This is a genomic window from Caballeronia terrestris, from assembly GCF_001544515.1.
GTDB classification, from domain to species: domain Bacteria; phylum Pseudomonadota; class Gammaproteobacteria; order Burkholderiales; family Burkholderiaceae; genus Caballeronia; species Caballeronia terrestris.
Genome location: NZ_FCOL02000015.1, coordinates 130,673 through 143,109, shown reverse-complemented (window position 1 = coordinate 143,109; position 12,437 = coordinate 130,673). Strand labels below are relative to the sequence as shown.

16 protein-coding genes are annotated in these 12,437 nt (G+C 62.5%); 5 read left to right on the top strand and 11 right to left on the bottom strand.

What is annotated here, in order from left to right:
* A partial coding sequence (locus AWB67_RS40800; RefSeq protein WP_159964849.1) for a hypothetical protein occupies nt 1–380 on the top strand: 380 nt, incomplete at its 5' end.
* 501 nt (nt 381–881) lie between these two features.
* Here AWB67_RS40800 and AWB67_RS15375 read toward each other — a convergent pair.
* Nucleotides 882–1,490: a copper-binding protein gene (locus AWB67_RS15375; RefSeq protein ID WP_087657105.1), complete on the bottom strand. Its 609-nt coding sequence runs from the start codon at nt 1,488–1,490 to the stop codon at nt 882–884.
* A 47-nt stretch (nt 1,491–1,537) separates the two neighbouring features.
* On the bottom strand, nt 1,538–1,909 hold the full coding sequence (locus AWB67_RS15370) for a helix-turn-helix domain-containing protein (protein WP_125477603.1): 372 nt from the start codon (nt 1,907–1,909) through the stop codon (nt 1,538–1,540).
* Between the two features lie 713 nt (nt 1,910–2,622).
* Here AWB67_RS15370 and AWB67_RS15365 point away from each other — a divergent pair.
* The 3 genes from AWB67_RS15365 (at nt 2,623) to AWB67_RS15355 (ending at nt 5,442) form a co-directional block, all read left to right on the top strand.
* Nucleotides 2,623–3,984, top strand: coding sequence for a DUF1254 domain-containing protein (locus AWB67_RS15365; RefSeq protein ID WP_235025176.1), 1,362 nt, complete (start codon nt 2,623–2,625; stop codon nt 3,982–3,984).
* Between the two features lie 64 nt (nt 3,985–4,048).
* The gene (locus tag AWB67_RS15360) at nt 4,049–5,002 is read left to right on the top strand and encodes a SphA family protein (RefSeq protein WP_235025175.1); all 954 of its coding nucleotides are present in this window, start codon (nt 4,049–4,051) and stop codon (nt 5,000–5,002) included.
* Nucleotides 5,003–5,022: 20 nt separating this feature from the next.
* A complete protein-coding gene (locus tag AWB67_RS15355) occupies nt 5,023–5,442 on the top strand; it encodes a hypothetical protein (protein ID WP_087657102.1) in 420 nt (139 codons plus the stop codon).
* Between the two features lie 92 nt (nt 5,443–5,534).
* Here the strand turns inward: AWB67_RS15355 and AWB67_RS15350 are convergent, their stop codons facing one another.
* From AWB67_RS15350 to AWB67_RS15330, 5 genes are all read right to left on the bottom strand, one after another.
* The gene (locus tag AWB67_RS15350) at nt 5,535–5,852 is read right to left on the bottom strand and encodes an H-NS family nucleoid-associated regulatory protein (protein WP_087657101.1); all 318 of its coding nucleotides are present in this window, start codon (nt 5,850–5,852) and stop codon (nt 5,535–5,537) included.
* A 314-nt stretch (nt 5,853–6,166) separates the two neighbouring features.
* Nucleotides 6,167–6,412 carry a hypothetical protein gene (locus AWB67_RS15345; RefSeq protein WP_025527800.1) on the bottom strand — a complete coding sequence of 82 codons (246 nt, stop codon included), beginning with the start codon at nt 6,410–6,412 and terminating at the stop codon, nt 6,167–6,169.
* A gap of 202 nt (nt 6,413–6,614) precedes the next feature.
* Nucleotides 6,615–7,610 (bottom strand): luciferase-like monooxygenase, encoded by a 996-nt coding sequence (locus tag AWB67_RS15340; RefSeq protein ID WP_087657100.1) that lies wholly within the window; start codon nt 7,608–7,610, stop codon nt 6,615–6,617.
* 119 nt (nt 7,611–7,729) lie between these two features.
* On the bottom strand, nt 7,730–8,545 hold the full coding sequence (locus AWB67_RS15335; protein WP_087657099.1) for a phosphate/phosphite/phosphonate ABC transporter substrate-binding protein: 816 nt from the start codon (nt 8,543–8,545) through the stop codon (nt 7,730–7,732).
* A 77-nt stretch (nt 8,546–8,622) separates the two neighbouring features.
* The gene (locus tag AWB67_RS15330) at nt 8,623–9,654 is read right to left on the bottom strand and encodes a fatty acid desaturase (protein ID WP_087657098.1); all 1,032 of its coding nucleotides are present in this window, start codon (nt 9,652–9,654) and stop codon (nt 8,623–8,625) included.
* A 215-nt stretch (nt 9,655–9,869) separates the two neighbouring features.
* Here AWB67_RS15330 and AWB67_RS15325 point away from each other — a divergent pair, with 215 nt between their 5' ends.
* Nucleotides 9,870–10,724 carry a formate/nitrite transporter family protein gene (locus tag AWB67_RS15325; RefSeq protein WP_087657097.1) on the top strand — a complete coding sequence of 285 codons (855 nt, stop codon included), beginning with the start codon at nt 9,870–9,872 and terminating at the stop codon, nt 10,722–10,724.
* Nucleotides 10,725–10,732: 8 nt separating this feature from the next.
* On the opposite strand, the gene AWB67_RS15320 is transcribed toward AWB67_RS15325, so the two are convergent.
* The 4 genes from AWB67_RS15320 to AWB67_RS15305 form a co-directional block, all read right to left on the bottom strand.
* Nucleotides 10,733–11,059, bottom strand: a complete 327-nt coding sequence (locus AWB67_RS15320; protein ID WP_087657096.1) for a hypothetical protein — start codon at nt 11,057–11,059, stop codon at nt 10,733–10,735.
* A 144-nt stretch (nt 11,060–11,203) separates the two neighbouring features.
* Nucleotides 11,204–11,512 carry a hypothetical protein gene (locus AWB67_RS15315; RefSeq protein ID WP_087657095.1) on the bottom strand — a complete coding sequence of 103 codons (309 nt, stop codon included), beginning with the start codon at nt 11,510–11,512 and terminating at the stop codon, nt 11,204–11,206.
* A 248-nt stretch (nt 11,513–11,760) separates the two neighbouring features.
* Nucleotides 11,761–12,039, bottom strand: a complete 279-nt coding sequence (locus AWB67_RS15310) for a hypothetical protein (protein WP_087657094.1) — start codon at nt 12,037–12,039, stop codon at nt 11,761–11,763.
* A 12-nt stretch (nt 12,040–12,051) separates the two neighbouring features.
* Nucleotides 12,052–12,384, bottom strand: coding sequence for a hypothetical protein (locus AWB67_RS15305; protein ID WP_087657093.1), 333 nt, complete (start codon nt 12,382–12,384; stop codon nt 12,052–12,054).
* Nucleotides 12,385–12,437: the final 53 nt, after the last annotated feature.

Below are 12,437 nucleotides of genomic sequence, written 5' to 3'. Positions count from 1 at the left end.
TCTTTGTCGACAAAAGCTACGTTGGTCATCAATTCAACGGTTCACATGAGTTAGTTGGCTTGTTTGATACCAACCACGTGATCTACGATTTTTACGAGTATGTAGGGGGTAAGGTGTGGGAGCGTGATTTGTTTGATAAATCCGGCCGGACGATCGAAGCCGATCACTTTAATTTAGGTACCGGAGATCTAGCGGGATTTACACAATATTCATATAACAACGACGGCACATTTTTTGGTAAGAACTACGACGCGGGTGGCCATTTCACGGGACAGTCCAGGTATTCCGGCGACGGGCATCTGTTACAAAGCAGCCACGCTTACATGGGTAGTGGGGGTGCTTTTCCAATGGGCGAAACCATCTGGAGCGGCCAAATCTGAGTAAGCACCCACGTCAAACGGGTTCGCGAGCGCCGAGACGACTGTTGGAAAAAATGTCTCAACAGCCATCTTTTACTCAGTTGTACGTACAACATGAGCGACGCGTAATCCGTTTCCGTTACCGGCAGGGCAGGACGCTGCTGATCGGGCTGACGTGGGGAAACTCTGCGCCGTTCCCCACACTGGGTGCGGCGCAGCATGAACAAAACACATGTCTGCTTTCGAACACGGTATCTGCGGCGCTAGCTGCCGTTAGCAGATGCCGATAGCTTGCCACTTTGAAAAGACCCACGTCTAATAAGTAGGGTAGTCCCGGTGTAGGCGGACGATGTTTGCCTCGCGCCGCAGCATGTGGGGAAGCGTAGGGGAATGGATGCTTGAAGGACGGTGGGGAACGAAGTTTTCCCCACACGCCGCCCGCGAGGCCATATGCAGCGGGCTTGTGCATCATGGGGTGTGATTCCCCACAGCTAAGCGCACAGAAATTGTGGACAACTCCCCTCACTTCACCGCCGTCCCGCTCCGCAGCACCTGCACCGCCGTGGCCGACACGAACTCCGCCTGCACCGAATCGCCCACCTTCAAGTCCTTTAGCGAAACATCCGGCGATACCTCGAACACCTCCGTACGTGTAGGCCCACGCATCGTGATCAGCCGCTTCTTCGCATCGATCTTTTGAATCGTCGCAAGGATCTGCACGCTGCGCGCCGTCGCCGTCACGCCGCCCGAAGCAGGAATCACCGCCTCCGTCTCGACACGCTCGCGAATACCGTTCGACTTGACCTTCGTCGCGCGCACGAGCAGCGCATTGCGATACTGGATGTTGACCGTATCGCCAATACGCAGTTTCTTCACATCGCCGACCTCCGGATTCACCGCGATCTCGACGATACGTCCCTGTGGCCCCTGCAACGCGACGCTGTTCGTCGCCGGATCGATGCCGACGACATGCGCCTGCACCTCCGCAATCGCGGCAACACCGCGCGCATCGGTACTCGCGCCCGAGGCCGCGTCCTGCGCGAACGCCGGGTAAGCGAGCGCGAGCGCAGCAACAGCAACGCCGCGGACGAGGACCGCGTGCAGGACGCGTGATTGAGCTTGAAGTGACATGCGGTGCTCCTTCGTTGGAGGTGAGAGAAGATTTGGCGCTATGCCGCCTAGCGCCGTGATTTCGACAGCAAATGCCCCAGCCCGAGATTCGTTGCGATCTGCCAGATGTAGACGCGCGAGAAGCGCACGCCGAAGCGCCGCTCGATCAACGCGCGCAATCGCGCATTGGTCCACGCATCGCTTTCGAAGCCCTGCGCGCGGGCCGAGCCTTGCAGCGCAGCCGCGATCCATTCGAGCGCCTGCTGGTCGAGCGCGGACGCGCGTCCACCGATGCCCATCTTCTGCAGCGCTTCGAGCCCGCCCGCCGATACGATCGCCTGATAGCGCTTGACCGTCTGCGTCGACAGATGCAGCCGCTCGGCGACGTCTTCGACCGATGCGCCGTCGAGCAGCATCTGGCCGGCCGTCATTCGCCTCACGACGCTCGGAAGGTTTTCTGGTCGAGAAAGCATCTGCGCACTCGCCGTTGTGATTGCCTTGCATCGGACTGGCGCGCCTGGTCGTGAAGAGCGCCACGCCGCGAGTCGAAAGAAGCACATTCCGTATTGCCGACGCCGATTTCCCGAAGCTCCTTACAGCATGTATCAATAAACGTTTTATCGGAGATTTGGGCGAACGGGCTTCAAATTTTTTTCTTGAATTTTCATTTCATTTTTACTATGGGTATTGCGTCAACGAATGAATTAAGCAGGTGAAAACGCTTAATGCAATTGATAGCGCTCGCGTTGCAAATTTGGCGTCAGTCATAAAATGTTCTTGGCATCGGCGAAAAACGTTTGTTAGCATCTATCAACAATCAAGCATAAGCTCGCTGTAAGCATCCATCCGCGCGAACGCTGAAATCGCGCGCCTGCCCACGTTTTCCGAGGAACGTGTATGGCCGTCCTTCCCTGTCTACCCGCTAGCCGGGTCCTGCTGTTCGATTGACGCATCACTTTCGGCCAGATCGTCTGCCGAATCGGCGCAGCTATGCGCCATCAGAATCGATCGTGTTTCTTGAAACGCCTTCTCAAACAGGCGGGTAGATTCCTGCGCATTTTTTATTCGCGCAGGTCGAATGGAAACCTGAAGGATCGAGATGAATGCAATTCGACGAAGTGCAATGGAAGTGATGAGTCGAATATCTGCGCCAATGCTCAGTGCTTTATGCGCATGCCTGATCGGCAGCAGCGTGGCGCATGCTCAGGCCGCGTCGGATGAGACGCGGGCGATCGCAAAGGAAGCGTTCATCTACGCGTATCCGATGCTCTTCAACTACAAGACGCTCTATCAGCAGACCGTCGACAAGCAATCGAATTCGTACGTGGGCGGCTTCGGCAGGTTCCGTCATTATTCGCAACCGTATGGTCCGCAGAACAAGGACATCGTCACGCCGAACAACGACACGCCTTATTCGTGGGTGTGGCTCGATCTGCGCCGCGAACCGTGGGTGCTGAGCGTGCCGGCGATTCCTGACAAGCGCTACTACGTGTTTCAGTGGATCGACCTCTTCACGTACAACTTCGCGTACGTCGGATCGCGCACGACGGGTGAGAAGGCCGGTCACTATTTATTCGCGGGACCGCACTGGAGCGGTAAGACGCCTCAGGGCATCGACCGGGTGTTCCGCACGGAAACGGATTTCATCGTCGCGCTCGGGCGTACCGCGCTCGATGGTCCGTCGGATGTTAAGAACGTGAAGCGCATCCAGCAGCAGTACGAGGTCGCGCCGCTTTCCGCGTTCGAGCACAAGGCGCCGCCGCCGCCCATACCCGCCGTCAGCTTTCCGAAGTGGGACGAGGCGCGCGCGACGTCCATCGATTTCATTGCTTACCTGAACTTCCTGCTGCAATTCACGCAGCCGGCGAACGCTTCTGAAGTGGCGCTGATGCAGCGCTTCGCGAAGATCGGCATCGGCGCGGGCAGGCCTTTCGATGCCGCGAAGCTCGATGCACCGACGCGCGATGCGATCGCGGCCGGCGTGCAGGACGGCAAGGCCGCGCTCGCCACGTCGATAAGGGCGACGACGAGTTCCTACGATCTCTTCGGCACGCGCGAGGAGATGAAGAACGACTACATGAAGCGCGCCGTCGCGGCTGCGATGGGCATCTACGGGAATACGAAGGAGGAGGCGGTCTACGTCGGCTATCACGAGGACTCGGACCACAAGCCGCTCGTCGGCACGCAGCCTTACGTGCTGCATTTCGACAAGAAAGACCTGCCGCCCGCGCGCTTTTTCTGGTCGATGACGATGTACGAGCTGCCGGGGCGCAGTCTCGTCGCGAATCCGATCAATCGCTATTCGATCGGCGATCGCACGCGGGGCCTCAAGTACGGCGCCGATGGCTCGCTCGATCTCTACGTGCAGCACGTCTCGCCGGGAAAGGACAAGGCGTCGAACTGGCTGCCTGCGCCGGCCGGCGCCTACACGGTGATCATGCGCATCTATGGTCCGGAGGCGCCGGTCTTCGACGGCACCTGGCAGATCGTCAAGCCGGTCAAGGCGGGCGGTTGATCGAATGAAGCCACGCACGCACGCACTCAGGCTCGCATCCCAACCGATGGCCCGGGAGGTCGTCATGAACGCATGGTGCTCAACATCGAAGGCGGCAATCGTGACGACGGCGGTATCGGCGGCGCTCGTCGCATCGATGCCGGTCCACGCAACCGAGGGCGGCATCGGCCGGCCAATCACCGGCCAGCAGGTGACGCCATACGCGGGCGTCGTGCCGCCGACCTCTGACTGGATCGTCACGCTTACGACGATCTTCTACGAAGGCAAACTCGGCGCGAGCAAGACGATCCCGATCGCGGGCACGGTCACGGCGGGTCTCGACTACAACGTCGTCTACGTGCAGGCGAACCTCATCAAGACCTGGGGGATCACGGCGGGCGGCTGGAACTTCGCATCGTCGATCGGTGTGCCGGTGCAGTACACGAACGCGTCGTCGTTCAACGGCATCCTGCCCAACGATCACTCGACCGAGTTCGCCGACCTCTTCTTCGTGCCGGTCATCGCGGGCTACCACCTGACGAAGACCGACCACATCGCGTTCAGTGTGCAGATGTATGCGCCGAGCGGTGCGTACAACGAGAACCGCCTCGCGAACGCCGGACAAAATACGTGGACGTTCATCCCGACCGTGTCGTACACGAAGCTCTTCCCGGCGCAGGACGTGGAGCTGTCGGTGAACTACGGCGTGAACTTCTACACGACCAACAACGCGACCGAATACCACAACGCGCCGCTCTCCGTCCTCGACGTGCTCGCGCTCAAACGCTTCAAGGGCGGCTGGGGCGTGGGCATCGTGGGCGGCTGGATCCAGCAGCTCGGCGACGACACCGGCGGCCTCGCGGACCGTCTGGGCGGAGCGAGCGGCAACTCGGTTGGTTTGGGGCCGATCGTGACGTGGGCGGGCAAGGTCGGCAAGACGCCGGTATCGGCTGCGTTTCGCTGGGTGAACGAAGTCGAGGCGCACAAGCGCCCGCGCGGCAACGCGGTGCAGTTATCGGTCAGCGCGACCTTCGAGTGAGAACACGTAAAGGAGCCATCATGAACACAACGACGAACGGAGCAACCTCACGGCCGATCGCCGAACGCATCACGCGCGCGCTCGTACGCGCAGCGGCCGCCGATGGCGTGCTGCCCTACGTGAGATTCCACGCGATGTTCGAGCGCACGGTGCCGCTCACGGAGCGGTATCGCGTGCTGGAGAGCGCGGTGCGCACGCTCGCGGATGTATCGGCGGTGGATTACGGCGTGCTGCTCGCCTGCGACAACGGCCTGCCCGGCCCCGACTTCTTCCAGCGCTTTCGCAAATTCCGCAACGGCGAATATGCGGCGGTGGTCGGATCGTCGCCGCTTCAGTACGTGACGATGAAGCAGAAGCGGCTCATTGCATCGGCGGAACGCGCGCGCGTTTATGAGCACGCGCGCGAGCAGGCGGGACGCGCGGAAAGGGCGTGCGCGTGAAAGCAGAAATCGCAGGGAACAACGCAGCCACCGCCCGCGACGATGACGCGGGGCCTGGGGATGCCTATTCACAGCTTTCGTTCAAAACTGCGTCACACGCGATAAAACTCGATGTCCTGCCCCGCGTGAACCGCGCGCTTGAGCCACTCGGGCATATCGCCGACGCCGTCCCACGTATCGCCGCTGGCGTTCCTGAATGCGGGCGTCGCGCCATTCTCGGCGCGCGGCAGGGAAGGCATTTGCGGCATAGGCCGCTTGGGCAGGCCGTTGCCGTTGGCTTTCGAGGGAATGGGTGCCGCCGCCGCGGGTGCTTCGGCCAATGCCTCGGCCAGCGCGGTTTCGGTAATGCCGAACTCAGCCATTCGGCTGCGTAAATAGGCAATGATGCTGTCTCGCTTTCTTTCGTCCACGGCTGTCCTGATTCAGCTTTAACTTTCTGGAGGGCGAACCGAAATCCCGCGCGGACCGGGCGGTTCGATGAGTTAAGTGATTTTTACAAAGCGTGGCGCGCGGCGAACCACGCGTCAATTAGTGTAATACCGCAAATGCCGAAATACCCCGAAAAGGGACGGCAGCGCTTTGGCACGGCTGGCGGGCGTTGCGAAGGACAGGCACGTAAAGGGTGCTTTTTACGAAATCCGGGAAGCCGGCCAGCGACGCCAAGGCGCTTCAAAACCTCGATGCGCTCTATTGTATGCCGCTTATTGTAAGCGCTAAATCAATTCTAGCGATTATGTTGTTCACCCGGCAATTCGGCGCCATGCGCGCGAATGGCCGCAATCAATTCTGCCGTCGTGATTTCATAGCGCACTTCACGGTGAATGCCGGCTTTGCGTTCGTCGATTTCGATCAGCACGACAGCCTTGCCGTCCTCCGCCGGCACGAGGCGCAGCGTGCGCAATTCCTGTCCGCTTGCTTCGTCCAGCTCCGTCAGCAAGGTCATCGATCCTGTGGCGGCACTTATCGGCATCAGCATTCTCCGTTCCGTTTCCGTATTCCGGCGTGTTTGTTGTCATGGCCGCCGCGCCGTGCAGGCACGCGGAGCGCGCGCGTGAGTGGCCCATGAGTGGCGCGCCGATCCCATTTGTCCTACCCAAGGCGGCCATCTCATTATTGCTTGCCAAAACTCCGCGCGTCCAGCGCCGCGCGGAGTAAAAGGCGTCGGTTCGCGCTCAGTTCGCGCGTGCGAGCGCAGCGTGCGCCGCCGCGGTGATCTCGAACGAGCGCAGGCGCGCGGCGTGATCGAAGATCTGCGCCGTGACGATCAGCTCGTCGGCCTGCGTCTGTTCAATCAGCGACGCGAGTCCCGCTTCCACGTCTTCCTGCGTGCCGACCACCGAGCACGCAAGAGAATGCTCGACGCCCGCGCGCTCGGTCTCGCTCCACGCGATGTCGCGCTTGGGCGGCGGCAACTGGCCGGGCGTACCGCGCCGCAGGTTGATGAACTGCTGCTGCAGCGAGGTGAAGAGCAACTCGGCTTCGTCGGCGGTATCGGCGGCGAAGACGTTCACGCCGACCATCGCGTAAGGCTTCGCGAGCGTCTTCGACGGCTTGAACTGCGCGCGATAAACCTGCAGCGCGGTGAGCAGGTAGTCCGGTGCGAAGTGCGACGCGAACGCGAACGGCAGCCCGAGCGCGGCGGCGAGCTGCGCGCTGAAAAGCGACGAGCCGAGCAGCCAGATCGGCACATCCAGGCCCGCGCCCGGCACCGCGCGCACGCGCTGGCCTTCGACCGGATCGGCGAAATAGCGCTGCAGTTCGACGACGTCGTCGGGGAAATTGTCCGCGCTGCCTTGCAGGTCGCGACGCAGCGCGCGGGCGGTCGTCTGGTCGGTGCCGGGCGCGCGGCCGAGGCCCAGGTCGATGCGTCCCGGATACAGCGACGCGAGCGTGCCGAACTGCTCGGCGATCACGAGCGGCGCGTGGTTCGGCAGCATGACGCCGCCGGAACCGACGCGAATCGTCTTCGTACCGCCGGCGATGTGGCCGATCACGACCGACGTCGCCGCGCTCGCGATGCCCGTCATGTTGTGATGCTCGGCGAGCCAGAAGCGCTGGTAGCCCCATTTTTCGGCGTGCTGCGCCAGATCGAGCGATTGGCGGAAGGCGTCGGCGGCGGTTGAGCCGGCGGGAATCGGGGATAAATCGAGTACTGAGAAGGGGATCATTCGGCTGTCCGGTGGCTTGACGCTGCGAGGCGCGTGCGATGCGCGCTGCAATGCGTACTTAAAAGCCGATTGTGCCGAATGTCGCGAAAACCTGCCCATTGCGCGGGCGGTAGGGTTATTCAGGCGAGGCGTGGATAGCCCAAGCCGATCGCCGCGCGTTCGATCTCGAGGATCGATGCGTAGTCGGCGGCGGGGCGGCGCACGAAACCGTTAAGTTTCAGCCGCTTCGCGAGCGATGGATTGGCGGAGACGGCATCGTCGAGGGCATCGGCGAGGAGCGCGGCTGCGTCCACCGGCAACGCGTTCGAGGCGATGAACGGCAGCCCCGGCGTGCTCTTCGTCACGCCGATTTCACGCACGCCGGCCGCCAGTTCCGGCAGATGCTCGCGCACGAACGCGAACGTCACGCAGTCGATGGCGGCGACGTCCGCGCTCTGCTCGATCGCGAGCGCCCGCAGCGACGCCAGATGTCCGCCGGTTTTGTGCACCGAGGCGAAAAACCGCGAGCCGCGCGCGAGCGGCGCGACGGCATCGCGCAGAAGGTTCATGCCGCTGTTCGAATCGTCGTCGTTGTAGGCGGCGCGCAGGCCCCGGCACGCTTCGAGCGATGGCGCATCCACGTGCGCGCCCGTCACGAGGACGCTGCGATAGCTGCTGTTCGCGCAGCCATCGACGTCGAAATCAGGCGTCGCGATGACGCGCACGCGGCCGTCGAGCGCGTGGACCAGCGGATAGCCGCAGGTCTGCGAGAGCAGCAGGCCGTCGCGCAGCCAGAAGGGTTCGAGCGGAGCGTCCGCATCGACGATCACGAGCGTTTCGCCGCGCGTGGAAAGCCAGTCCTCGAGTTTCGTGTGAACGTGCGCGAGCAACTCGCGCCAGTCGGCGGCGAGGGCGGGCGTCACGTTGTACATCGGCAAGGCGGCGATCCAGTTCATCTGCGGGCTATCTTGAAAACACGAGCGGCTCGATGAGGCACGCGAGCGGATGCGGGCGGTGAACCGCCTACCGGCCCTCAACCCGCAAGGCGATTCGAGGCATCGTTCGCGGTAGGCCGGGCGAACGGGTCACGAATGCGCGTGACGCGTGCGGCCGGAACCTTGTGACCCGCAAACGGATGCACGACCGGCGCGACCATCGCAAGCGCAAAGTGCTTCAGCCACTCGCCATATCCCTGCACCACGAACCGCCCCGTCCGCTCGGCATAAGCCTCACGCCGCCGATGATAGACCGTCCCGAGCGCGAACCACGGCACGCCGGGCAGGTCGTGATGGACCGCGTGATAGTTGTTGTTCAGAAAAAGCAGCCGCCAGAACCATCCCGCTTCGTTGATGACGGTGCGCTGCGGCGCATCGGCGACGGCGCGGTGTTCGTGGAACGAGCGCACCGCGCCGAGCGCGAGCGCCGGATAGCCGACGCCGAACATGAACGCGAACCAGCGGATGCCGCAGCGATGCTCCAGCCAATAAGCGAGCGCGGCGAGAAGCGCGAGATGCAGCGCCCAGCTCGCCGCGACGCGGACGTCCCCGCGCGCGAACGCGACGGCGGCACCGTGCAATGCGCCCGCGATCGAAAACGCGGGTCCGAGCAGCACGCGGCCGACGAGCGTATTGCGCAGCGCGAGAAAGAGCCGCATCGTCGCGCCGGCCGCCGCCCAGCGCTCGGGCGACACGAAATAGCTTTCCGGGTCGCGAGCGGGATCGGTGAGGTGATCGTCGTCGTGATGGCGCAGGTGCGACTCGCGATAAACAGCGTACGGAAACCACACGGCGAGCGGCGCGACGCCGAAGAGCGCGTTGACGAGCGGAAAACGCGTCGGATGACCGTGCAGCAGCTCATGCTGCAGCGACATGTACCAGCACGACAAGAGCGCCAGCGCCCCAAGCGCGAGCGGCATCCCGAGGGTCTGGGCGTTCAGCGCGACCCCGAACCATCCGCCATACACGCCCGCGATCAACAGCCACGTCGGCCATTCGCTGCGCCAGCGCATCGATGCGCGCATGCGCTGGATTTCCTGGCGTTGGGCGTCATCGAGGTAGAGGGACATGGGCGGTCGGAGTCATGGCGAGCCCAAATAGTAGCGACGCGACCCGCCCGCCCCAACCAACGATTGCGCCTGACGATATGCCGGAGGCTGATAAAAGGCATCGCGCGGGCATCGTTCGTGCTTCAACGATGCGTCCCCTCTAGCGGACAAGCCGGCCGAAAAAGCTGGCTCCGATCACCGCCGACCGCGGCGGGCACTCCGGAGAAAAGAAGGTCATGGCAGAACAGCAAGCCGGTTCCAAATCCCCCAATCTCAGCAGCGAAGAGCAGGACCAGGCCGCCGAGCATTCGATCCCGCAGGCGCTCGTCGTCCACGAAATCGTGCGCGAGGAGGGCGAAGCCGCGATGGACCGCACCGCCGCCGCGCTGATGTGGTCGGCGCTCGCGGCGGGGTTGTCGATGGGATTTTCGTTTCTCGTGCAGTCGATCCTGGAAAGCGCGCTGCCCGAGACGAGCTGGCGTGGGCTGGTGTCGAGTTTCGGCTACACGATCGGCTTCGTGATCGTGATTCTCGGCCGCCAGCAGCTTTTCACGGAAAGCACGCTGACCGCCGTGCTGCCGGTCCTCACGCGACGCGACCTGAAGACTCTCCTCAAAACACTGCGCCTCTGGGCGATCGTGTTGCTGTTCAACCTGGTCGGCACAGTGATTTTCGCAGCGATCCTGCAGATCGACGGCGTGTTTTCGCCGGAAGTCGACGATTCGCTCGCCAAAGTCGCGATGCTGCCGCTTTCCGCCAGTTTCGGCGTGACGGTCGTGCGCGGGTTTTTCTCGGGCTGGCTGATCGCGCTGATGGTGTGGCTGCTCCCGAGCGCCCGCTCGGCGCGCCTGCTGACGATCGTGCTGATCACCTACACGGTCGCCGTGAGCAAACTGACGCACGTGATCGCGGGATCGGTGGAGGCGTCGTACGCGGTGATGATCGGCGCGGCGACCGTTCGCGACTACTTCGGTGTGTTTCTCGTACCGACGTTCATCGGCAACATGATCGGCGGGATTTCGCTCGTCGCGATCATCAATCATGCCGCGATCGCGCCCGAGATCACGGGCATGTCGACGCGGCAGGATTGATTCGGCGCTTATTTGTTGCTGCCCGCGCCCGTGCCGTAAAGGCCGTTGTTGAAACCGCCGGCGCCTTCGGTCTTGTGGCCTTTGCCGGCGGTGACGCCGCGGTTCTTGCCGGCGGCATCCTGCGATTGCGGCTTTTGCGATTCGTGGACGGTCGCGTTCGTGGCGGCGGGTTGGGTGCCGGTCGCCGTGCTGCGGCTTTCCTGCTGCTCGGAGCCGCCGCCGCTCGTGATTTGCGCGAAGCCATAGGTGCTGCAAACGGCGATCGACGAAACGAGCGCGGCCGACACCACGCGGCGCAGCGTGACGAAGCGGAGAATCGAATTGGAATGAGTCATGCGTGCTCCATGGAAGACGGCTAAAGGCCCTTCCGATGGAGCACGTTCAATGCCTGAAACCTTTCCAGCAAGCAGACGCACGCCGTCGCAACCGCGACGGCGCAACCTGATCGCGCCGTGGCGCGAAGTGGCGAAAGCGGCGGGTCAGGCCGCTTTCGCCCAAAGCCTGTTGGTCGTCTTTCGGCGCCCGGGCGTCGTGTCGCGCGGACCTTTGCCGACCGCGTCAAGCACCGCGCGCAGCGACTCGATGCGGCGCTTCTGCGCCGGCACGAGCGCGTGCCCGGCGCTGACGGCGTTGAGCCGTTCGCGCCAGTATTCGACGTTCAAGGTTCCCGACGACTGGTTGCTCATTGTTCTGAGCTGAGCGAGCGCGCGCTCGATATGCTGGAGTTCTACGTCGGCCAGGGCCGAAGGCAGCAAGCTGCCCGTGGTCTCGGATTTCTTCTTTTTCATTTACTCGTCACCCTTCGAGCCACGTGGCGGAGGACGCTGAAAGCTCATCCGACGCCGCGCGGGCACCCCGTTCGCCCGAACGCTCGTCGTCGTTCTGGGCGGCCCTTTGGTTCTGCGACCGTTATCAAAAATGTACGCAACGCAGGCGGGGGTGCACCGTCTGTCATCGCACATTGTTTCGCCGAAGGGCTATTGAGCAGCACAATGCTGTGCCGCGTCGAGTGCAATACCAGGTGGGTGAAAAGGGTTCAGCTTTCGCCGGATTCGCGCGCTTTGCCGCTGCGCTGGATCTGCGCTTCCATCGCCAGGTCGAGCTTGCTGACCTTGCGCGGCTTTTCGGGCTTGAGCGCGTTGACGAATGCGACGAAGTCGTCCATCGGCAGCGGCTGGGAGACTTTCTGGTCGCCGCTCACCGATTTGTCGACGAGGTAAAAGAGGCCGCCGCTCAGGCTGACGGCCGCGTATTGCGGATTGCCGCTACGCGTCTTGAGCCGTTCGACAGCGTTGATTGCCTTGGTGGAGCGCATGGTCTACGGAACTCAGGGAGCGCACTTCTTGCTGGCGCCTTCGATCCACATATTCGACGCGTGGCGCTGGCCCGGATAAAAGCGATAGGTGGTTTCGCCGTTGTCGAAGCGGACCTTGACGACGTTCGAATCGCCGAATTCGAGCATCACGCCCTGCGGAATCGACGTTTTCTTGAACGTGGTGTCGTGTTTCTTCGCTTCGTCGCTGATGCATTGCACGATGCTGTCGACGTTATTCTGAGACGACGCCTTTTCCACTTCCGGCTGGCCGGCGTCTTCGTTATGAAAATAGGCGCACGCGTTAAGGAGAAGCGGCAATGCGAGCGCGGCTACGAGTTTTTTCATGGTCCCTTTGCGTTGTTGACGATTTTCGCGATTGTCTCGTTCTGAACACGACA

What these genes read in the sequence shown, in the direction of transcription:
- AWB67_RS15345 (WP_025527800.1), bottom strand. Translation starts at nt 6,412, where the DNA reads ATGCCGATAAGTGCCGCCACAGGATCGATGACCTTGCTGACGGAGCTG.
- AWB67_RS15360 (WP_235025175.1), top strand. Translation starts at nt 4,049, where the DNA reads ATGAACGCATGGTGCTCAACATCGAAGGCGGCAATCGTGACGACGGCG.
- AWB67_RS15355 (WP_087657102.1), top strand. Translation starts at nt 5,023, where the DNA reads ATGAACACAACGACGAACGGAGCAACCTCACGGCCGATCGCCGAACGC.
- AWB67_RS15330 (WP_087657098.1), bottom strand. Translation starts at nt 9,654, where the DNA reads ATGTCCCTCTACCTCGATGACGCCCAACGCCAGGAAATCCAGCGCATG.
- AWB67_RS15365 (WP_235025176.1), top strand. Translation starts at nt 2,623, where the DNA reads ATGCTCAGTGCTTTATGCGCATGCCTGATCGGCAGCAGCGTGGCGCAT.
- AWB67_RS15310 (WP_087657094.1), bottom strand. Translation starts at nt 12,039, where the DNA reads ATGCGCTCCACCAAGGCAATCAACGCTGTCGAACGGCTCAAGACGCGT.
- AWB67_RS15340 (WP_087657100.1), bottom strand. Translation starts at nt 7,610, where the DNA reads ATGATCCCCTTCTCAGTACTCGATTTATCCCCGATTCCCGCCGGCTCA.
- AWB67_RS15375 (WP_087657105.1), bottom strand. Translation starts at nt 1,490, where the DNA reads ATGTCACTTCAAGCTCAATCACGCGTCCTGCACGCGGTCCTCGTCCGC.
- AWB67_RS15325 (WP_087657097.1), top strand. Translation starts at nt 9,870, where the DNA reads ATGGCAGAACAGCAAGCCGGTTCCAAATCCCCCAATCTCAGCAGCGAA.
- AWB67_RS15335 (WP_087657099.1), bottom strand. Translation starts at nt 8,545, where the DNA reads ATGAACTGGATCGCCGCCTTGCCGATGTACAACGTGACGCCCGCCCTC.
- AWB67_RS15320 (WP_087657096.1), bottom strand. Translation starts at nt 11,059, where the DNA reads ATGACTCATTCCAATTCGATTCTCCGCTTCGTCACGCTGCGCCGCGTG.
- AWB67_RS15305 (WP_087657093.1), bottom strand. Translation starts at nt 12,384, where the DNA reads ATGAAAAAACTCGTAGCCGCGCTCGCATTGCCGCTTCTCCTTAACGCG.
- AWB67_RS15315 (WP_087657095.1), bottom strand. Translation starts at nt 11,512, where the DNA reads ATGAAAAAGAAGAAATCCGAGACCACGGGCAGCTTGCTGCCTTCGGCC.